Origin of the sequence: Agrococcus sp. Marseille-P2731 (assembly GCF_900117395.1) — a bacterium.
GTDB lineage: Bacteria > Actinomycetota > Actinomycetes > Actinomycetales > Microbacteriaceae > Agrococcus.
The window spans coordinates 270886-296040 of the sequence record NZ_FPEG01000001.1 but is presented as its reverse complement, the minus strand read 5'-3'; the positions used below and the strand labels follow the sequence as shown (position 1 = coordinate 296040).

General features: G+C 71.9%; 23 protein-coding genes. 7 read left to right on the top strand and 16 right to left on the bottom strand.

From position 1 onward, the window contains the following. Nucleotides 1-26: 26 nt before the first annotated feature. Genes BQ6202_RS01555 through BQ6202_RS01540 form a run of 4 tightly spaced genes read right to left on the bottom strand, consistent with a single transcriptional unit; the run spans nt 27 to nt 3904 of the window. Nucleotides 27-1016 carry a cation diffusion facilitator family transporter gene (locus BQ6202_RS01555; RefSeq protein ID WP_234946079.1) on the bottom strand — a complete coding sequence of 330 codons (990 nt, stop codon included), beginning with the start codon at nt 1014-1016 and terminating at the stop codon, nt 27-29. Further along, nucleotides 1013-1507 (bottom strand): transglycosylase SLT domain-containing protein, encoded by a 495-nt coding sequence (locus BQ6202_RS01550; protein WP_072312716.1) that lies wholly within the window; start codon nt 1505-1507, stop codon nt 1013-1015. Before BQ6202_RS01550 ends, BQ6202_RS01555 begins: the two co-directional genes overlap by 4 nt. A gap of 58 nt (nt 1508-1565) precedes the next feature. Beyond that, nucleotides 1566-2222: a response regulator gene (locus BQ6202_RS01545; protein ID WP_234946080.1), complete on the bottom strand. Its 657-nt coding sequence runs from the start codon at nt 2220-2222 to the stop codon at nt 1566-1568. An 11-nt stretch (nt 2223-2233) separates the two neighbouring features. Then, a complete protein-coding gene (locus BQ6202_RS01540) occupies nt 2234-3904 on the bottom strand; it encodes an ATP-binding protein (protein WP_159433604.1) in 1671 nt (556 codons plus the stop codon). Between the two features lie 161 nt (nt 3905-4065). Between BQ6202_RS01540 and BQ6202_RS01535 the strand changes: the two genes are divergently transcribed. From BQ6202_RS01535 to BQ6202_RS01515, 5 genes are all read left to right on the top strand, one after another. Then, on the top strand, nt 4066-5112 hold the full coding sequence (locus BQ6202_RS01535; RefSeq protein WP_234946101.1) for a Bug family tripartite tricarboxylate transporter substrate binding protein: 1047 nt from the start codon (nt 4066-4068) through the stop codon (nt 5110-5112). After that, a complete protein-coding gene (locus BQ6202_RS01530; protein ID WP_072312718.1) occupies nt 5109-5654 on the top strand; it encodes a tripartite tricarboxylate transporter TctB family protein in 546 nt (181 codons plus the stop codon). The genes BQ6202_RS01535 and BQ6202_RS01530 overlap by 4 nt, the downstream gene beginning before the upstream one ends. Continuing rightward, nucleotides 5654-7321, top strand: coding sequence for a tripartite tricarboxylate transporter permease (locus tag BQ6202_RS01525; RefSeq protein ID WP_083586780.1), 1668 nt, complete (start codon nt 5654-5656; stop codon nt 7319-7321). The genes BQ6202_RS01530 and BQ6202_RS01525 overlap by 1 nt, the downstream gene beginning before the upstream one ends. 128 nt (nt 7322-7449) lie before the next feature. Then, complete coding sequence (locus BQ6202_RS01520) at nt 7450-7881, top strand: glyoxalase superfamily protein (RefSeq protein WP_268753740.1); 432 nt, start codon at nt 7450-7452, stop codon at nt 7879-7881. Nucleotides 7882-7919: 38 nt separating this feature from the next. Continuing rightward, nucleotides 7920-8108: a hypothetical protein gene (locus BQ6202_RS01515; protein WP_072312719.1), complete on the top strand. Its 189-nt coding sequence runs from the start codon at nt 7920-7922 to the stop codon at nt 8106-8108. A gap of 22 nt (nt 8109-8130) precedes the next feature. Here BQ6202_RS01515 and BQ6202_RS01510 read toward each other — a convergent pair whose 3' ends face one another. The 3 genes from BQ6202_RS01510 to BQ6202_RS01500 form a co-directional block, all read right to left on the bottom strand. Continuing rightward, entirely contained in the window at nt 8131-10515 is a 2385-nt protein-coding gene (locus tag BQ6202_RS01510) for an ATP-dependent helicase (protein WP_072312720.1), read from the bottom strand. A 294-nt stretch (nt 10516-10809) separates the two neighbouring features. Beyond that, a complete protein-coding gene (locus BQ6202_RS01505) occupies nt 10810-12888 on the bottom strand; it encodes a lamin tail domain-containing protein (protein ID WP_083586783.1) in 2079 nt (692 codons plus the stop codon). Between the two features lie 148 nt (nt 12889-13036). Then, a complete protein-coding gene (locus tag BQ6202_RS01500) occupies nt 13037-14008 on the bottom strand; it encodes a glycerophosphodiester phosphodiesterase family protein (protein WP_072312722.1) in 972 nt (323 codons plus the stop codon). Nucleotides 14009-14133: 125 nt separating this feature from the next. Here BQ6202_RS01500 and BQ6202_RS01495 point away from each other — a divergent pair, with 125 nt between their 5' ends. Next, complete coding sequence (locus BQ6202_RS01495) at nt 14134-15111, top strand: Bax inhibitor-1/YccA family protein (RefSeq protein WP_072312723.1); 978 nt, start codon at nt 14134-14136, stop codon at nt 15109-15111. A gap of 59 nt (nt 15112-15170) precedes the next feature. Here BQ6202_RS01495 and BQ6202_RS01490 read toward each other — a convergent pair whose 3' ends face one another. From BQ6202_RS01490 to BQ6202_RS01470, 5 genes are all read right to left on the bottom strand, one after another. Further along, nucleotides 15171-15569, bottom strand: a complete 399-nt coding sequence (locus tag BQ6202_RS01490) for a VOC family protein (protein ID WP_072312724.1) — start codon at nt 15567-15569, stop codon at nt 15171-15173. 96 nt (nt 15570-15665) lie between these two features. Then, nucleotides 15666-16670: a bile acid:sodium symporter family protein gene (locus BQ6202_RS01485; RefSeq protein ID WP_072312725.1), complete on the bottom strand. Its 1005-nt coding sequence runs from the start codon at nt 16668-16670 to the stop codon at nt 15666-15668. A gap of 151 nt (nt 16671-16821) precedes the next feature. Continuing rightward, the gene (gene sufU / locus BQ6202_RS01480) at nt 16822-17286 is read right to left on the bottom strand and encodes a Fe-S cluster assembly sulfur transfer protein SufU (RefSeq protein WP_072312726.1); all 465 of its coding nucleotides are present in this window, start codon (nt 17284-17286) and stop codon (nt 16822-16824) included. Continuing rightward, on the bottom strand, nt 17286-18572 hold the full coding sequence (locus tag BQ6202_RS01475) for an aminotransferase class V-fold PLP-dependent enzyme (RefSeq protein WP_072312727.1): 1287 nt from the start codon (nt 18570-18572) through the stop codon (nt 17286-17288). The genes sufU and BQ6202_RS01475 overlap by 1 nt, the downstream gene beginning before the upstream one ends. Before the next feature lie 87 nt (nt 18573-18659). Beyond that, nucleotides 18660-19946, bottom strand: coding sequence for an RNA polymerase sigma factor (locus BQ6202_RS01470; RefSeq protein WP_072312728.1), 1287 nt, complete (start codon nt 19944-19946; stop codon nt 18660-18662). A 258-nt stretch (nt 19947-20204) separates the two neighbouring features. Here BQ6202_RS01470 and BQ6202_RS01465 point away from each other — a divergent pair, with 258 nt between their 5' ends. Next, on the top strand, nt 20205-21575 hold the full coding sequence (locus tag BQ6202_RS01465; RefSeq protein WP_072312729.1) for an MFS transporter: 1371 nt from the start codon (nt 20205-20207) through the stop codon (nt 21573-21575). A 100-nt stretch (nt 21576-21675) separates the two neighbouring features. Here the strand turns inward: BQ6202_RS01465 and BQ6202_RS01460 are convergent, their stop codons facing one another. The 4 genes from BQ6202_RS01460 to BQ6202_RS01445 form a co-directional block, all read right to left on the bottom strand. After that, nucleotides 21676-22125 carry a YciI family protein gene (locus tag BQ6202_RS01460; RefSeq protein ID WP_072312730.1) on the bottom strand — a complete coding sequence of 150 codons (450 nt, stop codon included), beginning with the start codon at nt 22123-22125 and terminating at the stop codon, nt 21676-21678. Nucleotides 22126-22268: 143 nt separating this feature from the next. Beyond that, nucleotides 22269-22928, bottom strand: a complete 660-nt coding sequence (locus BQ6202_RS01455) for a hypothetical protein (RefSeq protein ID WP_072312731.1) — start codon at nt 22926-22928, stop codon at nt 22269-22271. Between the two features lie 80 nt (nt 22929-23008). Continuing rightward, the gene (gene guaA, locus BQ6202_RS01450; protein ID WP_072312732.1) at nt 23009-24580 is read right to left on the bottom strand and encodes a glutamine-hydrolyzing GMP synthase; all 1572 of its coding nucleotides are present in this window, start codon (nt 24578-24580) and stop codon (nt 23009-23011) included. Continuing rightward, nucleotides 24580-25122 carry a DUF3817 domain-containing protein gene (locus tag BQ6202_RS01445; protein WP_072312733.1) on the bottom strand — a complete coding sequence of 181 codons (543 nt, stop codon included), beginning with the start codon at nt 25120-25122 and terminating at the stop codon, nt 24580-24582. The genes guaA and BQ6202_RS01445 overlap by 1 nt, the downstream gene beginning before the upstream one ends. Between the last annotated feature and the right edge of the window lie 33 nt (nt 25123-25155).

Genomic DNA, 25155 nt, shown 5'->3' with positions numbered 1-25155 from the left:
GCGAGCAGGATGGCGCCGCGGCCACGTCAGCGGCGACCTCGCCGCTGCTCCTCCTCGTCGGGCAGCGCCAGCTCGGTGACGACGGTCACCGAGACATCCTGCACGCGCCAGTCGACCTCCTTGAGATCCTCGATCATGCGCTCGACATCCGTCACCCGCACCTTCGCGCGCTTCGGCACGACGTGCGCGTCGACGTGCAGCACCTGGCCCTCGTCGCGGATGCGGCTGGCGGCCTCGCGCACCCAGCGGCGTCGGCGCATGGCATCGTCGATGCGCCCCTGCACGGGGTCGGGCTCGGACTGGTCGACGACGGTCGCGCGCATGTCCATCAGGTCGAGCACCGCCGCCCGGGTGTTCTTCAGCCCGTCCTTCAGGATGCCGAGCGAGATGAAGAGGGCGGCAGCGCCATCGAGCCACCACAGGCCCATGCCGATGCCGAGCACACCGACGATCGAGCCGACGTTCGTGGTCCAGTCGGCCTGCGCCATGTCGGCGTCGGCGTAGAGCAGCTTGCTGTGCAGCTGCTTCGCGAGCTGCATCTTCATGCGTCCGTAGATGAGCGGACCGATGACGATCACCGACATCACCGCGATCATGGCCCAGCCCTGCCAGAAGGTGATGCCGAACAGCTGCATCGTGCCGATCGGAGGGTGCTCCTGCTTGACGAGGCCGCTGATCGCCTCGAAGCAGAGCGAGCCACCGACGCCCAGCAGCGCGACGCCTGACACGAGGTGCCCGATCCCCATCGCCCGGTGGTAGCCGTAGGGGTGCTTCGCGGTCGCCGATCGGCGGATGAAGGGCAGCGCCACGAGGAAGGCGATCTGCGGGATCGTCGACAGCAGGTCCTCGAACCAGGCCGTGCGCATCGCCTGCGAGCTGCCCATCACGAGCGCCACCAGCACGATCGTGCAGGTGGTGAAGCCCAGCACGGCCCACTCGAGGTTGCGCGCCTTGCGCAGCGCCCGCGCCTGCTCCTCGGGCATCGGCCGGCCACCGATCTCGTGCACGCGGCTCACTGCGCGACCGCCGTCTCCGCGTCGAGGTGGCGCTCGAGCGCCGTGAGGAACGCGTTCTCACCCAGTGGCGCGAGCATCACGAGGCCCGCCGTCGAGCCATCGGGCTGCACTGCCTGCGCATAGCTGCGCGTGACGGCCGCGCGGTCGACCCAGGGCGTCGCATCCGAGATGCCGCCGATCACCAGGTCGAGCTCGCCCGCTTCGAGCAGCCCGACGAGCTGCTCCTCGCTGCCCTCGGTCCACTCCACGCGCGCACCGATCGACTCGGCGAAGGAGGTCACGAGCGCGGGTTCGGTGCCGGTCGGATGCGTGCCGCCCGTCTCCGCATGCGGCGGGTTGGGCGTCACCCCGGCCTCGAGCACGCCACCGGAGACCCGCTCCAGGGTGCCGTCGGGGTCTGCGGGGATGGTGATGCCGCACCCCGCGAGCGCTCCGACGACGAGCGATGCCGCCGCGCCTGACGCGAGCGCGCGCCCCCACCGCTTCACCATGCGGGCATCGTAGCCACGGGAGCGCACGGCGGCCTGACAAGTGGCGCCGCGCGCTGACTCAGCGAGCGCTGTAGCGCAGCTCTGGCCGCCCGGTGCCGCCATAGCGGGGCGCGACGGCCGCGCGCCCCTCCACCACGAGGCGGTCGAGGTAGCGGCGAGCGCTCACGCGCGACATCCCCAGCCGCTCCCCGACCTCGGCCGCGCTCACGGTCTCGTCGACCGCCGCGAGCAGCGAGGCCACGCGGTCGAGTGTCAGCTGCGAGCCGGCGGAGCCAGGCTTCTGCCGCTCGCTCGGCTGCAGCATCGCATCCACCGCGCGCTGGTCGAGCGGCTGCGTCGCCAGGTGCTCCACCTGCGCGAGCTCGGCGCGGATCGCCTCGAGGCGCTCGCGCATCGCCTCGAGCCCGAACGGCTTGACGAGGTAGTGGCGCACGCCGAAGGTGCGCGCCGCCCGCACGGTCTCGAGGTCGCGGGCGGCGGTCACGGCGACCACCTCGCCCGCGAAGCCGCGCGCGCGTGCGACCCGCAGCACCTCGATGCCGGATGCGTCGGGCAGGTGCACGTCGAGGAGCACGAGGTCGGGGCGCACGGCCTCGATCGCCTCGAGGGCGTCGCGCCCGGTGCCGGCCTCGCCGACGACCGCGAAGGCGCCGTGGCGCTCGACGAAGCCGCGGGTGACGATCGCGACGGCCTTGTCGTCCTCGACGATCAGCACGCGCAGCAGCCTCACGGCAGCGCCCCCCGGTCACCGGCTGACGCCGGTGCGCGCACGGTGCCGGCGGTTCCCGCGCCGAGCACCGCATCCGCGTCGGCCGCGACCGGCAGTCGGGCGATGAAGCGCGCGCCTCCGAGCGGGGATCGCTCGACCGTCGCCGAGCCGCCGAGGCGCTCCGCGACGCGACGCACGAGCGTCAGCCCGTAGCCGCGCGCGCCCCCGGCCGGGCGCTGCTTCGTCGAGAACTCGACGTCGAAGATCGAGTCGCGCAGCTCCTCCGGCACGCCCTCGCCGTCGTCGTCGACTGCGATCGTGACCACCCTGCCCGCATCCGTCTCCGCGTCGCGCAGCGCGATCTCGACCCTGCCGCCTGCAGTCGCGTCGAGGGCGTTGTCGATGAGGTTGCCCAGCACCGTCAGCCAGTCTCCGGCGACCTCGACCGACGGTGCCGGCTGCAGCGACGCATCCGCCGCCACCACCAGCTCGACGCCGCGCTCGCGCGCCTGCGCGCGCTTCGCGAGCAGGAGTGCCGAGACCTCGAGCTCGAGGATGGCGGAGGTGCCCGAGGCGGGCTCGAGCGCGTCGAGCGCACCGCCGGCGCCGGCGCGGCGGATGACGCCCATGGCGGCCTCGGTCTCGCCCAGCTCGAGCAGCCCGCCGAGCGTGTGGAGCGTGTTCGCGAACTCGTGCTGCTGCGCGCGCAGCGTCTCGGTCGAGCCCTTGGCCCCGGCGAGGTCGCGCAGCGCCGCGTCGAGCTCGGTGCGGTCCCGCAGGATCAGCACGGTGCCGACGTCGCGGCCGTCGACCACGACGGGGTCGGCGCGCACGACGAGCACGCGCTCGCCCGCGAGCACCAGCTGCTGCTCGCCCGCGTCGGCCAGCAGCGGCTCGACCTGCGCGTCGAGCACCTCGGTGACCGAGACCCCGGCGAGATCCTCGCCCTCGCGCCCCAGCAGTCGCAGCGCCGCGTCGTTGCAGAGCACGATCGCGCCTCGCTCGTCGAGCACCACGAGGCCCTCGCCGATGCCGTGGAGCGTGGCGTTGCGCGTCTCGAGCATCGCCTTGATCTCGTCCGGCTCCACGCCGTGGATCCTGCGCCGCACGACTGCGGCGGCCCACGTGGCCAGCAGCACCCCGACGATCGCCGCGACGGCGAGGCACAGCGCGAGCACCCAGATGTTGGCCGCCCACTCGGCGTGCAGCTCCGACTCGAGGATGCCGACCGAGACCTGGCCGATGATCTCGCCCTCCGCGCCGAACACCGGCACCTTCGCCCGCCACGACGTGCCGAGGGTGCCCGTCTGCGTGTCGGTGAACAGGCCCCCGGTGATGACCGCATCCGCCGGCGTCGAGGCGACCTCGCCGATGCGGTCGGGGTTCGGATGGGAGAAGCGGATGCCGCCGACGTCGGTGACGACGACGTAGGTGACGTCGGATGCGCTCCGGACGGTCTCGGCGATCGGCTGGATGACGATCGACGGATCGCGGTCGTCGAAGGCGTTGATGACGGTGGGCAGCTGCGCGACCGAGTAGGCGACGCCGACCATGCGGTCCTGGTAGGCGTCGCGGATCGCGCGCTCCTGCAGCCAGGCGGCAGCGATGCCGGAGCCGACGATGACGACGAGCATGATGGCGCTCTGCAGCAGCACCAGCTGCGTGCGCAGCCTCATCGCTCGTCTCACGGCCCCATCGTAGGCCGCCGGCCGTCCCTCCGACGCTGACCGAAACGACCGAAACGCTCCCTTTCGACCACAACGGCACCGCGGCGGCGGCCTGCGACTACGGTCGCCACAGATCGTGACCCGGCATGGAGCCGGGCGCTCAAGGAGGAGACGTGCGATCCATGCACCCGAGCACCACGCGCAGCACGCGCACGCAGACCATGTTCCGAATCGGCCTGGCGGGCGCAGCAGCCCTGACCCTCGCCGCATGCTCGACGGGCGGCACCGCTCCGGCGGGCTCCGAGGGCGCAGAGGGCGGGGCACCCGCGGCGATCAGCGCCGTCAACGTCATCGCACCGGCCGACCCGGGCGGCGGCTGGGACCAGACCGCCCGCACCCTCGGCCAGGTGCTCACGGAGACCAGCCTCGTCGGTTCGGCACCGGTGTCGAACATCGGCGGCGCCGGCGGCACCGTCGGCCTCGCCTCGCTCGCGACGGAGACCGACCCCAACACGCTGATGATCACGGGCTCCGTGATGGTCGGCGCGGTCGAGACCAACGCATCCGAGAACCGCATCGAGGACATGACGCCGATCGCGAAGCTCACCGAGGAGCCGCTGGTCATCGTCGTGCCCGCCGACTCGGAGTACCAGACGCTGCAGGACCTCGTCGACGCGGTCGTCGCCGAGGGCCAGGGCGTCGCGGTGACGGGCGGCTCGGCCGGCGGCATCGACCACATCCTCGCGGGCCTGCTCCTCACCGAGGCGGGCGTCGCCCCGGCCGAGGTGCCGGGGACCCTCAACTACGTCGCCAACTCCGGCGGCGGCGAGGCGCTCACGATGCTGCTCGGCAACACCGTGCAGGCCGGCATCTCCGGCGTCGGCGAGTTCTCGGAGTCGGTGCTCTCGGGTGACCTGCGGGCGCTCGCCGTCTCCAGCGACGAGCCCGCCGAGGCGCTGCCCGACGTGCCGACCATCCAGGACGAGGGCATCGACATCACGCTGACCAACTGGCGCGGCATCATCGCGCCGGGGGACATCACCGACGAGGAGCGCACCGCGCTGGTCGACCTCGCCACGCAGCTGCACGACCAGGACGCCTGGGCCGAGCAGCTCTCCACCAAGGGCTGGACGGACGCGTTCATGCCGGGCGACGAGTTCGACGCCTTCCTCACGGAGGACATCTCGCTCACGCAGGAGACCCTGCGCACGATCGGCCTGATCGAATGACCGCCTCGACGACCGCCGGTGCACCCTCGGGTGCGCCGGCGGCGTCGCGTTCCCTGCGCATCGAGTCGATGGCCTTCGTCGGGCTGCTCATCGTGCTCTCGATCGCCGTCCTGATCGCGACGACCACCATCCGCGAGCCTCCCGGCTCGACGAACACGCTCGGCGCACGCGTCGTGCCCTACGCCGTCGGCGGCCTGATGCTGCTGAGCGCGATCGCGGTGCTCATCGGCCAGCTGCGCGGGCGCTACGGCCACGCGGAGGAGGGCGAGGATGTCGACCTCGAGCACGGCACCTCCTGGGGTGTCACGGGCATCATCGTGCTGAGCTTCCTCTCCCTCATGCTCACCATCCCGCACCTGGGCTGGCCGCTCGGCGTGGCCATCCTGTTCACGGGCGCCTCGCTCGCGCTCGGTGCGAAGCGCTGGTGGGTCGCCGCCCTGATCGGGCTCGCCATGGGCGTCATCACGCAGATCGTGTTCGGCACCCTGCTCGGCCTGACGCTGCCTCCCACCGGCACCCTGACCTCCTGGATCGGCATCTGATGGACACCTGGTCCCTGCTGCTCGACGGCTTCGCCACCGCCCTCCAGCCCATCTACCTGCTGTACGCGCTGCTCGGCGTGCTGCTCGGCACCGCCGTAGGCGTGCTGCCAGGCATCGGCCCGGCCATGACGGTCGCGCTGCTGCTGCCCATCACCTACGTGCTCGAGCCGACCGCGGCGTTCATCGTCTTCGCCGGCATCTACTACGGCGGCATGTACGGCGGCTCGACCACGTCGATCCTGCTGAACACGCCCGGTGAGTCCGCGTCGATCGTCACCGCGCTCGAGGGCAACAAGATGGCGCGCGCCGGTCGCGGCGCAGCCGCGCTCGCGACCGCGGCGATCGGCTCGTTCGTCGCCGGCACGATCGCGACCGTGCTGCTGACGCTGCTCGCTCCGCTCGTCGCGCGATTCGCGGTCGGCCTCGGTCCCGCCGACTACTTCGCGCTGATGGTGATCGCCTTCCTCACGGTCGGCGCGCTCCTGGGCGACAGCATGTGGCGCGGCATGGTCTCGCTCTCGCTCGGCCTGTTCGTCGGGCTCATCGGCGTCGACACCCTCACCGGTCAGACCCGCTTCACCCTCGGCATCCCGCAGCTGGGTGACGGCATCGACGTCGTGCTGGTCGCGGTGGGCCTGTTCGCCCTCGGCGAGGCGCTCTACGTCGGCTCGCGCCTGCGCGGCGGCGAGCTGCCGATCATCCCGATCACGCGCGGCTGGCGCACCTGGATGCGGCGCTCCGACTGGGCGCGCTCCTGGAAGCCGTGGCTCCGCGGCTCCTTCATCGGTTTCCCGATCGGCTCGATCCCCGCTGGCGGTGCCGACGTCGCGACGTTCCTGTCGTACGCGACGGAGCGGAGCCTCGCGAAGCCCGAGTACCGCAAGCAGTTCGGCAAGGGCGCCATCGAGGGCGTCGCCGGCCCCGAGTCGGCGAACAACGCGGCGGCCGCGGGCGTGCTCGTGCCGCTGCTGACGCTCGGCATCCCGACCACGGCGACGGCGGCGATCATCCTGAGCGCCTTCCAGGGCTACGGCATCCAGCCGGGCCCCCGCCTGTTCGAGAACCAGCCGGAGCTCGTGTGGGCGCTCATCGCGAGCCTCTACATCGGCAACGTGCTGCTGCTCGTGCTCAACCTGCCGCTCGTCGGCATCTGGGTGAAGCTGCTGCAGATCCCGCGCCCCTACCTCTACGCGGGCATCCTGGTCTTCGCGGGCCTGGGCGCGTACGCGGCGAACTTCACGGTGTTCGACATCGGCGTGCTGCTGGTGCTCGGCGTGCTCGGCTTCTTCATGCGGCGCCTCGGGTTCCCGATCGCGCCGCTCGTGGTGGGGGCCATCCTCGGTCCGATGGCCGAGGAGCAGCTGCGCAAGGCGATGCAGATCGGGCAGGGCGATCCGACCTACCTCGTGCAGAGCCCGTTCTCGATCGTCGCCTACGCGGTGATGCTGCTGATCATCGTCGGTGCGATGTGGCTCAAGCGCCGCCGCGCGCGCTACGAGGCTTCGCTGCCGTCGCTCGAGACGACCGCGATCGCCGCGCTCGACGAGGAGATCGAGTCGCAGGAGCCGCACCCAGAGCTCGACCGCGGTCGTCTCTCGACGACGGCGCTGCCGAAGATCCGGGGCGACGGCCCGAACCACCCGGAGGGGCCGAGCGTCGGCGAGTAGCACCGCCTCGTCGGCACCGACCACGCACACGACGGATGCCGTCCCGCGCACTGCGGGACGGCATCCGTCGTCTCCGGGGGGTACCGCGAGCACCACCGCATCGTCGCGTGTCGGTGCCCGGGCGTAGCATCGCGCGCAGCGCGCTCGACGGCGAGCGCTCGACGATGGGAGCAGTCATGGAGTACCGCATCGAGCTGATCTTCGTGCCGGTGAGCGACACGGATCGAGCCAAGGCGTTCTACGGCGAGCGGCTCGGCTGGCGCGTCGACCACGACCAGACCGTGCAGGAGGGCCTGCGGTTCGTGCAGGTGACGCCGCCGGGCTCGGCGTGCTCGATCGCGTTCGGCGAGGGACTGACGGAGGATGCGCCCGGCAGCCTGCGCAACGTGCAGGTCGTGATCGACGACGCCGACGCCGCTCACGCCGAGCTGCGCGCTGCCGGCATCGAGGCGAGCGAGGTCGACGAGCAGGCGTGGGGCCGCTTCGTCGGGTTCTCCGACCCGGACGGCAACCGCTGGACCTTGCAGCAGCTGCCCGACTACAGCAGCGCCACCTCGTAGCGCGTGACGGATGCGCCGGCGCGTGACAGGCTGGGGGCATGCAGGAGCAAGAGCGTGGGCACAGCCGCGAGCAGGACGCCGTGCCACCGGAGCTCGATCCGTGGTTCGACCGCTACGACGACGACAGGCCGCCGCGCACGCTGCGGCGCCGTCTTCAGCCGGTCATCTGGCTCGTCGGCGCGGTGACGCTCGTCGCGATGGTGCTGCTGGTGACGCCCGGCCTCTGAGCCGGCTCGCTCGTCGCTCCCGCTAGAAGCTGATCTTCTCGATCGGCGCGATCTTCACGAGCAGCCGCTTGCGGCCGACGCCGTCGAAGAGCACCTCGGCGACGCGCTTCTTGTCGACACCGGTGATGGCCTGCACGCGGCCCTCGCCGAAGTCCTTGTGGCGGATGCGGTCGCCTGGTTCGAGCACCATGGCGCTGTTGTCGCGCACCTCGGTGATCATGTTGGCGAACACCTTCTTGGGCCCCTTGGGCAGCGGCTTCGGCGCGTCGCGGAAACCGGTCACGAAGGACTCGCGCGGCTCGTCGCGCCAGCGGCCGCCGAGCGCGCGCGGCTGCGCGCCGCGGGTCGCGGTCGGCGGCGTGCGCCAGTCGATCAGCTCGGCCGGGATCTCCTCGAGGTAGCGGCTGGGCGCAGCGGGCGACACCTCGCCGAACTGCGCGCGCGTCATCGCGAGCGAGAGGTGCAGCCGCTGGCGCGCTCGGGTGATGCCGACGTAGAACAGGCGGCGCTCCTCGGCCGGCCCGCCGGGCTCCATCGCCGCCATCCGGTGCGGCAGCAGCTCCTCCTCGACGCCGGTGATGAACACCGCGTCGAACTCGAGGCCCTTCGCCGTGTGCAGGGTCATGAGCGAGACCTGGCCGCCGGAGCTGTCGAGCTCGTCGGCCGCGGCGACGAGCGCCGTCTCGGTGAGGAAGTCGATCAGGGTGCCCGAGGGGTTCTGCCGGCGGTACTCGCGCGTCACCGCCACCAGCTCCTCGACGTTCTCGAGCCGCGCGGCATCCTGCGGGTCGGGCGAGCGCCGCAGCTGGTCGGTGTAGCCCGAGCGGCTCATCAGCTCGCGCAGCACCTCACCGGGGTCGGCGTCGGGCCGGGCGCTCCACTCGTCGAGCAGCGTCGCGAGGTCCTTGATCGCTGCCGCCACCTTCGGGCCGAGCGCGATCTCGTCGACGCGACGCATCGCATCCCGCAGCGTCATCTGGTGCTCGTCGGCGAAGGCCTGCAGCGCGGCCTCGGTCGCGGGGCCGATGCCGCGCTTGGGCACGTTCATGATGCGGCGGAGGCTCAGCGAATCAGCGGGGTTGGCCACCGTGATCAGGTAGGCCATCGCATCCTTGATCTCGGCGCGCTCGTAGAACTTGGTGCCACCGATCACGCGGTAGGGCACCGCCGTGCGGATCAGCACCTCTTCGAGCGCTCGGGTCTGCGCGTTCGTGCGGTAGAAGACGGCGATGTCGCTGTAGGACATGCCGCCGCTCGTGAGCTCGACGATCTCGTCGGCGACGAACTGCGCCTCGTCGTGGCCCGAGTAGCCGGTGAAGCCGATGATCTTCGCGCCGTCGCCCGAGTCGGTCCAGAGGTTCTTGGCCCGCCGGTCGAAGTTGTTGCCGATGACGGCGTTCGCCGCCGAGAGGATGTTCTGCGTCGAGCGGTAGTTCTGCTCGAGCATGATCACCCGGGCGCCCGCGAAGTCGCGCTCGAAGTCGGTGATGTTGCGGATGTCGGCGCCTCGGAACGCGTAGATCGACTGATCGGAGTCGCCCACGACCGTCAGCGATGCGCCGGGCAGGTCGCTGCGCAGATCGGGCAGCTGCATGCGGGTGACGGGCTGCGTGAGCTCGCGGATGAGGGCGTACTGCGCGGCGTTGGTGTCCTGGTACTCGTCGACCAGCACGTGGCGGAAGCGCTTGCGGTACTGCGCGGCCACGTTCGGGAAGGCGCGCAGCAGGAAGACGGTCTGCGAGATGAGGTCGTCGAAGTCGAAGGCGTTCGCGCGCCGCAGCTCGGCGTCGTAGTCGCGCCACAGCTCGAGGAAGGCCGCGTCGAGCGGGTTCTCGAGGCTCGCGGTGCGGGCCCAGGAGTCGACGTCGTGCAGCTCGTTCTTCGCCTTCGAGATGCGGGCGGAGACCCCGCCCGGCGTCAGCCCCTGGATGTCGGCGCCGCGCTGCTTGATGAGCCGCTTGATGAGGGCCCGCACGTCGCCGGAGTCGTAGATGGTGAAGGACTGCTTGAAGCCGAACTCCTCGGCCTCGCGGCGCAGGATGCGCACGCACGCGGAGTGGAACGTCGAGATCCACATGCCGCGCGATTCCTCGCCGATGAGGTGCTCGACGCGCTCGCGCATCTCGGCCGCGGCCTTGTTGGTGAAGGTGATGGCGAGGATCTGGCTCGGCCACGCCTCGCGGGTGGCGAGCAGGCCGGCGATGCGGTGGGTGAGGACTCGCGTCTTGCCGGAGCCGGCGCCGGCGACGATCAGCAGGGCCGGTCCGCGGTGCTCGACGGCCTCGCGCTGCGGCGGGTTCAGGCCAGCCAGCAGGTGCTCCGGGATGCCGTCGCCGCGCGGCCCGGTCGGGCCGGGACGCTGCACCGCTTCGAAGCCGTCGTCGCCCAGCCCCCACAAGTCGCTCATCACCCCGATTCTACGTGCGCCCGCCGACACGCGCCGTCGGTCCTCCGCCGGTCGAGGCCTCCCTTGGTCGAGGAGCGCGCGGCCGCAGGCCGCACCCCTCCGTCGGTCGAGGAGCGCGCGGCCGCAGGCCGCACCCCTCCGTTGGTCGAGGAGCGCGCGGCCTCGGGCCGCACGCGTCTCGAGACCTCGGCCATGGTTTCGTGACGCGAGCGCCTGCGGCGCGCGCGCCTCAACCAGCGGGTGACGCGAGCGCCTGCGGCGCGCGCTCCTCAACCAGCGGGTGACGCGAGCGCCTCAGGCGCTGCGGCGTCGACCGAGCACGAGGCCCGCACCCGCGAGCAGCAGGAGCAGCGCGCCGGCCATCAGCATGACGGGCGCGTCGGCGCCGGTCTGCGGCAGCGTGCCGTCGCCGCCGACCTGGCCGCCCGACGAGCCTGCGCCCTGACCGTCGTCGCCCTGACCGTCGTCGCCCTGGCCCGCGCCGGGGTCGGTCGGCTCGCCGGGCGCCGTCGGCTCGGCCGGCTCAGCCGGCACCGTCGGCTCGCCGGGCTCGGTCGGGTCGACCGGTGCCACCGCCGCGCACTCGTCGCCCGCCGCGATCCGCAGCGAGACACCCTCATGCGCTGTGTCCGAGATCCACGCGACCGTCGGCACCGCGGCCGGGTCGGTCTCGCACCAGTCGATCGCGAGGCCCTCGTTGGTGTAGCCGGCCTCCATGGTCGGCGCCGCGTGCACGGCGCGCTGCGCCGTCAGCTGACCATCGACGAAGGCGAGCTCCGCGTGGCGGTTGTCGCACGCCTCGTCGCACAGCGCCCACAGGGCATTGCCGCCCGCGGCCCAGTCGAGGCCCATGACGACCTCGAGCGCCGCGCCCGGGTCGGCCTCCTGCAGCAGCGTGATCTCGCCCGATGCCTCGAGCACCGCGACGTAGACCATGCCGGTCTGCTCGACCGCGAAGGCGAAGACGCCGCCGGAGTGCTCGCCGTAGGCGTCAGGGTCATACGCAGCGCCGGATGCGTCGAGCACGCCCAGTCGGGTCGCGTCGGCGTCCGAGATCCACTCGATCGCCTCGGGCCCGAGGTTCGCGCCCAGCTCGCCCAGCACCGAGGTGAGGTTCCACTCGTGCGTCGTGGTCGAGGTGCCGTCGGCGCCGAGCTCGACGCGCAGGATCGACGGGCGGCTGACGCTCTTGGCCGCGTTGTCGCGCTCCGTCGCCAGGAAGATCGCGCCGTCGCCGGCGACCGAGATGCCCTCGGCGTCGGGCTGCCCCGACCCATCCGCGTAGGTCGGGATCCAGGACTGCGCGATCGAGAAGACGCCGTCAGCGCCCTCGGTCAGCTCGAAGATCTCGGCGTTGTCGTTGTTCACGGCGAACAGCGTGCCGTCGGCCGCGTAGTCGAGGCCCGACATGTCGTCACCCCACGTGCCGGCGGCCACCGCATCCGTCACCGTCTGGGCGAACGGCCACGGCTCGGCCTCGACGACCGGCTCGTCGACCGTCGAGCAGTCGTTGACGAGCTCGAAGGTCGACGTCGCCGCCTGCACGAAGCCGCCGGTCATGTCGGCGCAGCGCGCGTAGGTGACGTCCGCGTGCGACTCCCAGCTGAACTGGTCGACGACCGCGCCAGCAGCGTCGCGCAGGGTCACGGAGTCGCCGCCGCCGAGGCCGAAGTCGGTGGTGTAGGCGGTGCCGTCGGTGATGATCGCGCGGTAGCCGCCCGACTCGATCGTCGCGCCCTCCGGCAGCACGATCGGCTCGTGCTCCGGGTCGCCGTCGACGAGCGTCCAGCCAGAGAGATCGACCGTGTTCACGGTGTCGGTGTTCGCGAGCTCGACCCAGTCGCCGCGCGCGTCGCCGTTCGACTCGACCTCGTTGATCACGATCGGCGACGCGGCGAAGCGCGCGACGTTCGCGGCGCCGGGCGTCGGCTCGGTCGGGCCGAAGGCGCCGGTGCCATCGGGCACGCGCCCCTCGCTGATCACATGCTCGCTCCAGGTGTGCTCGGCGACGAGCGTGCCGCTCGCGGTGAAGATGCGCACCGCGTCCTGCTTGCCGAGGCCCATGCCTGCGAGCGTGTCGGGCTCGAAGGCGACGATCTCGCCGGGCTCGATCACGGTGCCGGCCGGGAGCTCGACGAACTCGGCGTCGGGCGCATCCTTGCTGTCGCGCGCGATCCAGCCCGACATGTCGACGGGCGCGGAGCCGATGTTCGTCAGCTCGAAGAAGTCGGGGGCGCCCTCAGCGCTGTTGGACTGCACCTCGTTGATGACGATGTCGGTGTCGGCCGCGGATGCGGCGGGGGCGATGAGGAGGGATGCTGCGAGCGCCGCGGGGATCGCGGCGGCGAGCATGGCTGGGGTGCGACGGCGCATGGGGTTCCTTCGATGGGTGGGACCCGCTCAGCCAACGCGTGCCGGACGACGTGCAGGTGCTCCCCGGCGAACGCCAGGTGAACGCGAGATGGCAAGTCGTCGTGCAGTGTCCCCCGCCGTGGCAGCGGGTGCCGCCCATCGCAGGACCTCAGCGCTGGATCCGCCGCCACAGGTCGGGGTGGTCGGCGAAGACCGCCTCCAGGCCGAGCTCGGCGAGCATCCCCCACTCCTGCTGCCAGTTCCCCCACGCGGCCGGATGCTCGCCCAGCCGATGCTCGGGCTCGAGGAAGGCGTTCTCGGGCCGCAGCGTCCAGGTGATCGTGCCGAGGCCAGCCGCGCGCGCACGCTCGACCACGTCGCTCGTGCGCAGCTCGCCGCCGCTGCGGTCGAAGAGCACCGACTTCGCGACGCTGATGGCGTCCACCCGGGCACCGAGCGCAGCGAGGCCCGCGTCGCTGCGCTGCTCGGCATAGGTGGTGGATGCGGAGGGCCCGTCGACCAGGTCGGCGGCGGTGCCGTCCTCCTCCATGAGGTAGACCAGCCGGGCCTCGACCCCGGCTGCGCGCACCTCGTGCAGCGCCGCCTCCTCGAACGACTCGACCGTCAGCGCGCCGGGCGTCGCCCACCGGGTGCCGGCCACCGCATCCGCCACCATCGCCGCGAGCGGCAGGCCGATCGCTGCGTGATGGCTGGCGTGCTTGAGCTCGGCGACGACATCGAGCCCGGTCTGCTCGGCGATCGCGAGCAGCTCGGTGAAGCGCAGGATGCCCTCAGCGCCGTCGCGTCGCGCGCTCGCCGGTCGCAGCGCCGGCAGTCGCTCGCGAGCGCGGAGCGTCGCCACCTCCGACCACGCGAAGTCCTCGACGAACCAGCCGGTGAGCCGGGTGCCGTCGATCACCTCGGTGCGACGCCGATCGGCAAACTCCGGCCGACTCGCGACGTCGGTCGTCTCGCCGAGCTCGTTGTCGTGGCGCACGACGAGCACGCCGTCACGCGTGGCGACGAGATCGGGCTCCACAGCATCAGCGCCCAGCTGCGCTGCGAGGCGCACCGCCGTCTCGGTGTGCTCGGGCGCCCAGCCGGAGGCGCCGCGGTGGGCGATGACGCGCGTCGGATGCACGGGGCCAGGCTAGCGGCGGTGCGCGGTGGGCGAACGGCCCGTGATCCACAGCAAAAACCGACGGTCGCTCGATACGCTGACCGTGTCCGTCATCACGACGGCCACACCATCTTGGAGGAAACCCCTTGGCAGGCAACCCGGCGTTCCGCAATTCCCCCGCGTTCAGCGAGAATTCTCAGCGCGCTGCACAGGCCACCCCCGGTGGCCAGCAGGCTCCCTACGGCCAGGCTCCGTATGGACAGGCGCCCTACGGCCAGCAGCAGTTCGGGCAGCAGCCCAGCGGCCAGCAGTCCTACGGCCAGGCGCCGTACGGTCAGCAGCAGCCCGGCGTGCCCACCCCCGAGCAGCTGAACCAGCAGTTCAACGCTCCGGCGGCGGGCCCGGTCGAGACCGAGCGCCTGACCTACGACGGCGTCATCATGAAGACGGCGCTCACGCTCGGCGTGACTGCGGTCGGCTTCCTCATCACGCTCGGCATGGTGATGCTGCAGGGCACTACGACGCCCTTCTTCGTGCTCACCTACGGTGGCGCGCTCGTCGGCTTCGTGCTCGCGCTCGTCAACATCTTCAAGAAGGAGCCGAGCCCCGCGCTCATCCTCGGCTATGCCGCGGCGCAGGGCCTGTTCCTCGGCGGATTCTCGGGCATGCTCGAGTTCGGCATGCAGCTCGACGGCATCATCTTCCAGGCGCTGCTCGCCACCGCCTGCGTGATCGGTGTCACGCTCGCCGGCTACGCGTTCCGCATCTTCCGGACGTCGCCGAAGCTCAACAAGATCTTCTTCATCGCGATCATCGGCTACGGCGTCTTCTCGCTCGTGAACTTCGGCATGATGCTCTTCGGCGCGACCGGCGACCTCGCCTTCGGCATGCGCTCGGCCCCCAGCCCGCTGTTCGGCATCCCGTGGGGCGTGCTCCTCGGTGGTCTCGCGGTGCTGCTGGGTGCCTACTCGTTGGTCATGGACTTCGAGGGCATCGAGATGGGCGTCAAGCGCGGCGTGCACAAGAAGTACGGCTGGTCCGCTGCCTTCGGCCTGGTGCTGACGATCATCTGGCTCTACGTCGAGATCCTGCGCATCATCGCGATCGTACGAGGCAACAACTAGCTCGAATCCTCACGACAGAGGGCCCCGGCATCGCGCCGGGGCCCTTCGTCGTCGCAGCGCTACACCTCGCGCGACGAGAGCACGCAGAACTCGTTGCCGTCGATGTCGGCGAGCACCGTCCAGCTCACGTCGGGCCCCTGGCCGACGTCGATGCGCGTCGCACCGAGCGACTCGAGGCGCGCGATCTCCGCATCGCGGTCATCGCTCGTGTGCGGGGCGAGATCCATGTGGATGCGGTTCTTGGTCTGCTTCTGGTGGTCGACGCGCACGAACACGAGGCCCGGCGGCACCTGGTGGAACTCGAGCTTCGCGCTCAGCTCGCGTGCCCACTTCGGCACGATGACGACCTCGTCGGCCGCCTCGTACATGACCTCCCAGTCGAGCGCGGCGGCCCACCAGCGGGCGAGCCTCGACACATCCGTCGTCTCGATCACGTTCGAGTACCAGCGCAGCGCCATCGCCGCCTCCCCACTTCGGTTGCAGCAGACGATACGCCCCGCCGCCCACGCGCTGCAGCAGCACGGGGTGACGGGGCGCGACCGGCGCGGTGAGGATCAGCTGACGACGGCCTCCGGCGCGTCGTCCGCCACGGCGTCCTTCGGCGGGCGCCGCGACCAGAACGAGGCCAGCAGGGCACCCGAGACGTTGTGCCAGACGGAGAAGATCGCAGCGGGCAGCGCCGCCTCCGGTGAGAAGTGCGTGCGAGCGAGACCGGCGGCAAGGCCCGAGTTCTGCATGCCGACCTCGATCGCCACAGCGCGCTGCGCCGAGGTGTCGAGCCCGACCGACTTCGCGGCGAGGAAGCCGAGACCGTAGCCGACGCCGTTGTGCAGGATCACGACGAGGGCGACGAGCAGGCCCACCGACAGGATCGTCGCCGCCGAGCCCGCGACCACCGCGAGCACGACGAGCGTGATGCCCGTGACCGACACCAGCGGCAGCCACGGCAGGACGGCCGCCACGACCTTCGGGAGCAGCAGGCGCAGCACGACGCCTGCGATCACCGGCAGCAGGACGATGAGGATGATCGACTGGAAGAGGGCCCAGGCATCGACCGGCAGGTAGGAGCCGGCGAGCCACAGCACCAGCAGCGGCGTCAGCACCGGCGCGAGCAGCGTCGAGGCGGTGGTCATGGCCACCGAGAGCGCGGTGTCGCCCTTCGCGAGGTAGACCATCACGTTCGACGAGGTGCCACCCGGCGCGGAGCCGACGAGCACGACGCCGACGAGCAGGGCGGGCGGCAGCTGGAACAGGGTGGCCAGACCGATGGCGGCGAGCGGCATGACGACGTACTGCGCCACGACACCGATGACGAACGCCTTCGGCTTCTTCGCGATCACCGCGAAGTCCACGGGCTGCAGCGTGAGCCCCATGCCGAGCATGATGACGCCGAGCAGCACGTTGATCCACGGCCCGAGCGGCAGGAACACCTGCGGCACGGCGATCGCGATCGCGCCGGCGACGAGCACGACGAGCGGGAACCACGTGCCGGCGACGCGACCGATGCGCTCGCCGATCGGCGCTGTGGTGGGCTCGCTGCTCGGGCTGGTGCTCGACATATCTGACCTCCTGGGTGACGGAACCCATCCCATCACAGCGGGCATGCCGGATGCGTCGGTGCAGTCAGCGAGCGGTGCTGGTGCGCCCGAGTGGTGCTGGCATGCCGGCACCGCTCACACGCAGCAGCACCGGTCGGCTCGTGCGCGGGGGTCAGCGCTCGGGCTCGGCGAGCGCCTCGACGAGCGCCTCCTCGAGGGCGACCCACGCGAGCATCGCGCACTTCACCCGCATGGGGAACCTCGCGACGCCGGCGAAGGCGACGGCGTCGCCCAGCAGCTGCTCATCGGGCTCGATCGCACCGCGCGCGCGCAGCAGCTCGCGCAGCGCCTCGATGCGCTCGCGGACCGCCTGGACGGTCAGCCCCGGCGCCTCCTCAGCGAGCACCGACGCGGACGCCTGCGAGATCGAGCATCCCTGCCCGATCCAGCCGAGCGCATCCACGACCGGTCCCTCACCCTCGCCGCCGAGGCGCACGCGCAACCGGATCTCGTCGCCGCAGGTGGGATTGCGCAGGAACCGCTCGGCGTCGAACGGCTCGAGCTCGCCCTCCCCAGCGCGCCGCTTCGCGTGCTCGAGGATCAGCTCCTGGTAGAGGCCGGCGAGCGGGTCTGCCATCACGCGGCCCCGAAGTAGGCGCGCACGCCGGCGAGCGCGTCGAGGAAGCGGTCGACCTCGTCGTCGGTCGTGTACAGGTAGGCGGATGCGCGGGTCGTCGCGGCCACACCCAGGCGGCGGTGCAGCGGCTGCGCGCAGTGGTGGCCGACGCGCGCGGCGATGCCCTGCGCGTCGAGCACCTGGCCGACGTCGTGCGCGTGCACCCCGTCGACGATGACGCTGGCGATGCCGGCGCGCTCCTGCCCGGGCGGCGGGCCGACCAGGCGCACGCCATCGATCGAGGCGGCGCCGGCCGCGAGCCGCTGCCCGAGCACGAGCTCGTGCTGCTCGATCGCGGCCATGCCCACGCCCTCGAGGTAGTCGACCGCGGCGGCGAGGCCGACGATGGCCCCCACGGGCTGCGTGCCCGCCTCGAACTTCTGCGGTGCGGGCAGCCACTCGTGCTCGGTCATCGTGACCGTCGTGATCATCGATCCGCCGACGCGCGCGGGCGGCAGCGCTGCCCCGAGCGCCTCCGCGAGGTAGAGCACGCCGATGCCGCCGGGCCCGAGCATCTTGTGGCTCGAGAAGGCAGCCGCGTCCACCCCGAGCGCACGCAGGTCGACCGGGCGGTGCGGCACCGACTGGCAGGCGTCGAGCACGACGAGCGCGCCCACCGCGTGCGCCGCCTCCACCACCGCAGGGACATCGGCGATGAGCCCCGTCACGTTCGAGACGTGTGCGAGCGCGACGACGCGCGTGCGCTCCGTGATGAGCGCGCGCAGCGCATCCGTCGACCACACGCCGTCGTCGTCGACCTCGACCCAGCGCAGGCGCGCGCCGGTCTCGTCGGCCAGCCGCTGCCACGGCAGCAGGTTGGCGTGGTGCTCGGCCTCCGTGACGACGATCTCGTCACCCGCGAGGATGCGGAGCGCCGGGTCGACGGCGCCGGCGCGGTTCGCCGCCGCGAGCGACAGCGCCACGGTGTTGAGCGCGTCCGTCGCGTTCATCGCCCAGGAGATCTCGGTCGGGCGGGCGCCGACGAAGCGGGCGATGCGCTCGCGCGCGCTCTCGTAGTCGTCGGTCGCGAGCGCCGCGAGGGTGTGCGCGCCGCGGTGCACGGCGGCGTTGCGCTGCGTGCGGAACGCCCACTCGGCCTCGAGCACCTGCCGCGGCTGCTGGCTCGTCGCGCCCGAGTCGAGGTAGACGAGCGGCACGCCCCCGGGCTGCTCGGCGAGGATCGGGAAGTCGTCGCGCAGCAGCCGGATGCGGTCCTCGGTCAGGGCGTGCTGGGTCGCGGTCGTCACTCCTCCAGGGTAGTAGCCCGTGCGATCACCCCCATATGCGAGGGTGTCAGCGCGAACCGGCGACGCGTGAGCTCGACCGCGCGTCGCTCAGCGTCCGGCCGCGGCACGAGCCAGCAGCACAGCGCGCTCTCGGGCGTTCCCGGTGCGCGCTGCCGCGAGCGCGAAGGCCGCGCTGGCCTCCGCGTCGCGCCCGAGGCGGGCGAGCAGCTCACCGCGCACCGAGGGCAGCAGGTGGCCGACCGCCAACGACCTCTCGCCCGCCAGCGCATCCACGATCGCGAGCGCCGCAGCCGGGCCGCGCCCCTCGCCCGCCGCCATCGACACCGCGACGGCACGGTTGAGGGCCACGATCGGCGATGGCGCGATCTGCGCGAGCCCGTCGTAGGCGGCGATGATGCGCTCCCAGTCCGTCGATGCGAGGTCGGGTGCGTCGGCGTGCGTCTCGGCGATCACCGCCTGCAGCGCGTAGGGGCCGAGGCCGCGACCGAAGCCCTCGGCCCGCCGGAGCGCCGCTCTCCCCCGCCGGATGGCGCCGCGATCCCAGCGGCGGCGATCCTGGTCGGCGAGCAGCACCGGCTCGCCGCGCTCATCGACGCGGGCGGGGAAGCGCGCCGCGGTGAGCTCGAGCAGCGCCAGCAGGCCGTGCACCTCTGGCTCGTCCGGCTGCAGCGCCGCGAGGATGCGCGCGAGCCGGATCGCCTCGCGCGAGAGCTCTGGCCGCATCCAGTCGTCGCCGGCAGTCGCTGCGTGCCCCTCGGTGAAGATCAGGTAGAGCACCGCGAGCACAGCACCGATGCGCTGCTCGCGCTCGGCTCGCGGCGGCGTCTCGAAGGGCACCCGCGCGTCGGCGAGCGCCTGCTTCGCGCGCACGATGCGCTGCTGGATCGTCGCGACCGGCACGAAGAAGAGCCGCGCGATCTCGGCGGACTCGAGGCCGCCCACCACTCGCAGCGTCAGTGCCACGCGAGCCTGCGGGCTGAGCACGGGATGGCATGCGGTGAAGACGAGCCGCAGCACGTCGTCGTCGACCTCGTCCGGATCCCAGGGCACCGCATCCCCTGCAGTCGCCTGCTCGCGCTCGAGGTCCTGCCCCATCGCCTCGAGCCGCTCGGCGAACCGCTCCTGGCGCCGCCAGCCGTCGATCGCCTTGCGCTTCGCGACAGCGGTGAGCCAGGCGGCGCCGTTGCGCGGCACGCCCTGCGCGGGCCACTGGGCGAGCGCGTCGGCGAGCGCGTCCTGCGCCACGTCCTCGGCCAGCGCGAAGTCGCGGGTGAAGCGGGTGAGCGTCGCGACGATGCGAGCGGATTCGATGCGCCAGACCGCGACGACGGCGCGCCGGGCGGAGTCGGTCTGACTGCTGTCGTCGCGCGCCACCTCTGCACCCCTCCCGCTCCTGCCCGATCGACCCTACGCGGCGCGTCGCGGCCGCTCGTCGCGCGTCCGGCTCGCGCGCCGAGGCAGTGTGGTGCCACCCCACTGAGATGGCATCGCGATGGCGCAGACGCCCATCGCCTCACCACGCCCACCCTGCGACGCTTGCCCACGGGCCTGGCTGCCTCGCTCGGGAGCCTGCAAGGCCGGCCCAGCACCGCACGCACCGCACGCACCGAACGCACCGCACGAAGGAGTGCCATGAACATCGCCATCGCCGACGACATCGACCGCTCGGGGCTCGATTCCCGCACGCAACGACGGCGAGCGGTCATCGGCAGCTCGGTCGGCACGATCATCGAGTGGTACGACTTCACGCTCTACGGCCTCGCCTCGGCGCTCGTCTTCGCCCCGCTCTTCTTCCCCGGTGCCGGCGAGTTCGCCGGCCTGATGGGCGCCTTCGCGGGCTTCGCTGTCGGCTTCGGCGCCCGCCCGATCGGCGGTCTGATCTTCGCCCACTACGGAGACCGCGTCGGCCGCAAGGCGACGCTGCTGGCGACGCTCCTCATGATGGGCATCGCGACGACCGTCATCGGACTGCTGCCCACCGCCGAGTCGATCGGCATCTGGGCGCCGATCCTGCTCATCGTCCTGCGCATCTTCCAGGGCGCCGGCGCTGGTGCCGAGTTCGCCGGCGCGATGACCATGGCGAGCGAGTCCGCGCCGGCTCGCAACCGCGCGTTCGTCGCAGGCTTCCCCGGCGCATCCGTCTACGTCGGCATGGCGCTCGCGACCACGGCGTTCGCGCTCATCAGCCTCATGCCCGTCGAGCAGTTCCAGGCTTGGGGCTGGCGCGTCCCGTTCATCGCGAGCATCGTCATCGTCGCCTTCGCCCTCTTCTTCCGCCTGCGGGTCAAGGAGACCGCGGCGTTCGAGAGCGCCGAGCGCCAGGGCGAGGTGCAGCGCGCGCCGCTCGCGCAAGCCGTGCGCTCGCACTGGCGAGTGCTGCTGGCTGGCATGGCGCTGTTCGTGTTCGCGCTCCCGTGGGTCTACGTCGTCCAGACCTTCTCGGTCTCGTACACGACCGGCACCCTCAGCGTCGACCCGACGCATGCGCTCGTCGCGCTCATCGTCGCCGAGCTGCTGACGATCCCCGCAACCCTCGGCTTCGGGCGACTGGCCGACCGCATCGGCCGCAAGCCCGTGCTGATGGGTGCGGCGCTGTTCGGGGTCGCCTTCGCGTTCCCGATGTTCATGCTGTTCACCACCGAGCAGACGATCCTGGTCGCCATCGGCCTGATCCTCGGTCTCGCCGTGATCCAGGGGGCCACGATCGGCGTGAGCGCCGCGCTGCTGGCCGAGCTCTTCCCTACCCGCATGCGCTGGAGCGGCATCGCGATCTCGCGCGAGATCCCCGCGGCGCTCGTCGGCGGCACGGCGCCGCTGGTCGCGACCGCGCTCGTCGCGGCGACGGCCGGCACGCCGTGGCTCGTCGCCGGCTACCTCGTGGCGCTGAGCGTCATCGGCGTCGTGGGCATCGCCTGCCTGCCGGAGACCCTGCATCGCGCGAGCGTCGACGCCGACGAGGGGGCAGCGGTCGGCACCACTGACGAGTCGACCGTCTCGGTCTGACGGAGCGCCGCCCTCGCCCGCCGGCTGCAGCGCCGCGGTCTGCTCGCGCCCGCGGGCGCGCCGAACCTCCTCGGAGTCGGCGCACCCGCGGCGCCGCGCCTCAGCCCGCGGTACCGCCGGGGCTCTCCGCGGCCGTCTTGGCGGCCTGCTCCTCGCGCCAGCCCTCTTCCTTCTGCACCCACTCGTTGTCGGCCGGGAAGTCCTCCGGGCCTGTCACCCGACGCACCTCGAGCTTGGAGCCCGGGCCCAGCGGGCAGCGCTTCGCCCACTCCGCCGCCTCCTCCTTCGAGGCGACCTCGAGGATCCAGAAGCCGTTGAACAGCTCCTTCGTCTCGCCGTAGGGGCCGTCGGTGACGAGCGGCTGGTCGGTGCTGAAGTCGACGACGAAGCCCTCGCTCGCGTCGCTGAGGCCCTCGCCCGCGATGAGCACGCCGGCCTCCATCATCGACTCGTTGTACTTCCCCATGGCTTCGATGACCTGCTCGAAGGGGAGCTCCTGGTAGGCCGCGACAGCCTCGTCGTTCGAGCGCATGATGAGCATGTACTGCATGATCGTCCTCCTTGCCTGCGGGGTCGCTGCTCGACCCTCTCACTCAGGACGTCGAACGGGGACCGGCCGGATCGACATCGCGGCAGCAATCTCTCACATCGCGACTTCGGACTCCATCGATGGCACCGAGCCGGCGCGCCCGGTCAGCGCGATCTGGCGGGCCACGCACCTGCGGCGATGCGCCAGCCGGCAAGGATGGCGGCGGCAGCGGCGATGCCGGTCGGCAGCGTGCCGAACGAGGATGCCGCGGCTGAGACCACGAGCAGCGCGAGCGCCGCGGCGAACGTGACGAACGCGGCCCTGCGTGGGCGGCCGCCGGCGCGCATCCGCAGCGCCGAGCCCGCCAGCATGCCGGCGGTCGCCGTCATGAGCGCAGCGACCATGGCCCGCTCGACCCACATCGACACGCGACTGTCGTCGTGCGCGACACCGACGGCGTCGCTCAGGATGGCGTCGCCGAGCAGCCATGCGAAGAGGATGAGCGAGGGCAGCACCGCGATCAAGGCGATGAAGCCGAAGCGCTCGGCGCGGAGCCTCGCGCGATCCCAGGTCGCGCGCACGATGAGCGCGACGGCACCGAGCGCGAGCCCGCCGAGCACCGCGCTGCTGACGCCGGCCGCCACGAGCGCGGCTCCGCCGTCGCAGGCCCAGACACCCGCCTCCAGCACGCAGCCGAAGCGCAGCCGCTCCTGCAGCCACCCCGCGGGCACGAGCGCCAGGAGCGCCGCCGCGGCGAAGCCGCCGACCAGCGTCCAGAGTGCTGCGGTGCGCGCCGCTCGCTCGCGGGAGACCTGCGGTGCCATGCGCCCATCATCCACCCGATCGGCTGAGCCACGATGTCGTTCGCGGCGGCCGAGGCTGCGACGCGCTCAGTGCGCTGCGCTCACTCCCACTCGATGGTGCCCGGCGGCTTCGACGTGACGTCGAGCACGACGCGGTTGACCTCAGCCACCTCGTTCGTGATGCGGTTCGAGATGCGGGCGAGCACGTCGTACGGCAGGCGCGTCCAGTCCGCCGTCATCGCGTCCTCCGAGGAGACCGGGCGCAGCACGATCGGGTGGCCGTAGGTGCGACCATCGCCCTGCACGCCGACCGAGCGCACGTCGGCCAGCAGCACGACCGGGCACTGCCAGATCTCGCCGTCGAGGCCGGCCGCAGTGAGCTCGGCGCGCGCGATCGCGTCGGCGCGGCGCAGGATGTCGAGCCGCTCCTCCGTCACCTCGCCGATGATGCGGATGCCGAGCCCGGGTCCCGGGAACGGCTGGCGCGAGACGATCACGTCAGGCAGCCCGAGCTCGCGGCCGATCGCGCGCACCTCATCCTTGAACAGCGCCCGCAGCGGCTCGATGAGCTGGAACTGCAGGTCGTCCGGCAGCCCGCCCACGTTGTGGTGGCTCTTGATGTTGGCGGTGCCCGAGCCCCCACCCGACTCGACGACGTCGGGGTAGAGCGTGCCCTGCACGAGCCAGCGGATGGGCTCGCCCTCCTCGGCGGCCTCGAGCGCGAGCTCGCGCTCTGCCTGCTCGAAGGCGCGGATGAACTCGCGCCCGATGATCTTGCGCTTCTCCTCCGGGTCCGTGACCCCGGCGAGCGCCTCCATGAATCGCTGCCGCGCATCCACCGTCACGAGCCGCACGCCGGTCGAGGCGACGTAGTCCTGCTCGACCTGCTCGCGCTCGTCCTGCCGCAGCAGCCCGTGGTCGACGAAGATGCAGACGAGCTGGTCGCCGATCGCCTCGTGCACCAGCGCCGCCGCGACCGCCGAGTCGACGCCGCCCGAGAGGCCGCAGATGACGCGATCGGTGCCGACCTGCTCGCGGATGCGCGCGACCTGCTCCTCGATGATGGAGCCGGAGTCCCAGTCGCCCGGGAGGCCGGCGATCTCGTGCAGGAACGACTCGAGCACGCGCTGGCCGTGCTCGGAGTGCCTGACCTCCGGGTGCCACTGCACGCCCGCCATCTTCCGCTCGCGATCCTCGAACGCGGCGACGGGCGTGTCAGCGGTGCCCGCGAGCACCGTGAACCCCGCCGGTGCCTCCGCGACCGAGTCGCCGTGGCTCATCCAGACCGTCTGCGCGCTCGGCTGACCGTCGAGCAGCGTGCCGGACGCGCCCACCGTCACCGCCGTCGAGCCGTACTCGCGGTTGCCGGTCTGCGCGACGGTGCCGCCGAGCTGCGCGGCCATCACCTGGAAGCCGTAGCAGATGCCGAAGGTCGGGATGCCGAGCTCGAGGATGCCCTCGTCGAGCCGCGGCGCGCCCTCCGCGTAGACGCTCGAGGGGCCGCCCGAGAGCACGATCGCGGCGGGATCCTTCGCGCGCACCTCGTCGGCCGAGATCGTGGAGGGCACGATCTCGCTGTAGACGTCGGCCTCGCGCACGCGGCGAGCGATCAGCTGCGCGTACTGCGCACCGAAGTCGACCACGAGCACTGGCCGCTGAGCGGTGTCGGACATCAGGCCTCCTGAGGCGTGGTGGCGGTGGTGGATGCGTCGGCTCGAGTCGCCGAGGAGCGCTCGGCCCGCTCGGCCTCGAGTCGGGCGACGTCGGCGACCGCGGCGCGGTGCATCGGGCGCTCGACGAAGAAGGAGAGGAAGGGCACGACGCCGCCGAGCGCCATCGCGACCAGCCGCTTGAAGGGCCAGCGGAGCAGGCTCCAGAGACGGAAGCTCGCGAACAGGTAGACGACGTAGATCCAGCCGTGCACGATCAGGATCGTCAGCGAGACGTTGAAGCCCTCGCCGAGCGAGACGATCTCGCAGCCCATGCCGCCGGGCACGAACATGGAGTACCACTGGCAGCCGGCCGCGGGCACGACCGCTTCGAGCGCGAGCGGGCCGCTCGCGCCGAAGGCGAAGACCTCGACGTGGGTGGGCGAGTACTTCAGCACCATCTCGGCGACGAGCAGCAGCAGGAAGATGCCCGTGATCCACGACATCACGCGGTAGAAGGAGGTGGCGGTTCGGATCTGCGGCAGCTGCTCGATGGGGCGGGGCACGGGCACCAGTCTATCGGCGCGGCTCGACGCGCC

Excerpts from the sequence above, each read along its gene's own strand:
- BQ6202_RS01550 (WP_072312716.1), bottom strand. The coding sequence starts at position 1,507 with ATGGTGAAGCGGTGGGGGCGCGCGCTCGCGTCAGGCGCGGCGGCATCG.
- BQ6202_RS01535 (WP_234946101.1), top strand. The coding sequence starts at position 4,066 with ATGCACCCGAGCACCACGCGCAGCACGCGCACGCAGACCATGTTCCGA.
- BQ6202_RS01530 (WP_072312718.1), top strand. The coding sequence starts at position 5,109 with ATGACCGCCTCGACGACCGCCGGTGCACCCTCGGGTGCGCCGGCGGCG.
- BQ6202_RS01525 (WP_083586780.1), top strand. The coding sequence starts at position 5,654 with ATGGACACCTGGTCCCTGCTGCTCGACGGCTTCGCCACCGCCCTCCAG.
- BQ6202_RS01515 (WP_072312719.1), top strand. The coding sequence starts at position 7,920 with ATGCAGGAGCAAGAGCGTGGGCACAGCCGCGAGCAGGACGCCGTGCCA.
- BQ6202_RS01510 (WP_072312720.1), bottom strand. The coding sequence starts at position 10,515 with ATGAGCGACTTGTGGGGGCTGGGCGACGACGGCTTCGAAGCGGTGCAG.
- BQ6202_RS01505 (WP_083586783.1), bottom strand. The coding sequence starts at position 12,888 with ATGCGCCGTCGCACCCCAGCCATGCTCGCCGCCGCGATCCCCGCGGCG.
- BQ6202_RS01490 (WP_072312724.1), bottom strand. The coding sequence starts at position 15,569 with ATGGCGCTGCGCTGGTACTCGAACGTGATCGAGACGACGGATGTGTCG.
- BQ6202_RS01485 (WP_072312725.1), bottom strand. The coding sequence starts at position 16,670 with ATGTCGAGCACCAGCCCGAGCAGCGAGCCCACCACAGCGCCGATCGGC.
- sufU (WP_072312726.1), bottom strand. The coding sequence starts at position 17,286 with ATGGCAGACCCGCTCGCCGGCCTCTACCAGGAGCTGATCCTCGAGCAC.
- BQ6202_RS01465 (WP_072312729.1), top strand. The coding sequence starts at position 20,205 with ATGAACATCGCCATCGCCGACGACATCGACCGCTCGGGGCTCGATTCC.
- BQ6202_RS01460 (WP_072312730.1), bottom strand. The coding sequence starts at position 22,125 with ATGCAGTACATGCTCATCATGCGCTCGAACGACGAGGCTGTCGCGGCC.
- BQ6202_RS01455 (WP_072312731.1), bottom strand. The coding sequence starts at position 22,928 with ATGGCACCGCAGGTCTCCCGCGAGCGAGCGGCGCGCACCGCAGCACTC.
- guaA (WP_072312732.1), bottom strand. The coding sequence starts at position 24,580 with ATGTCCGACACCGCTCAGCGGCCAGTGCTCGTGGTCGACTTCGGTGCG.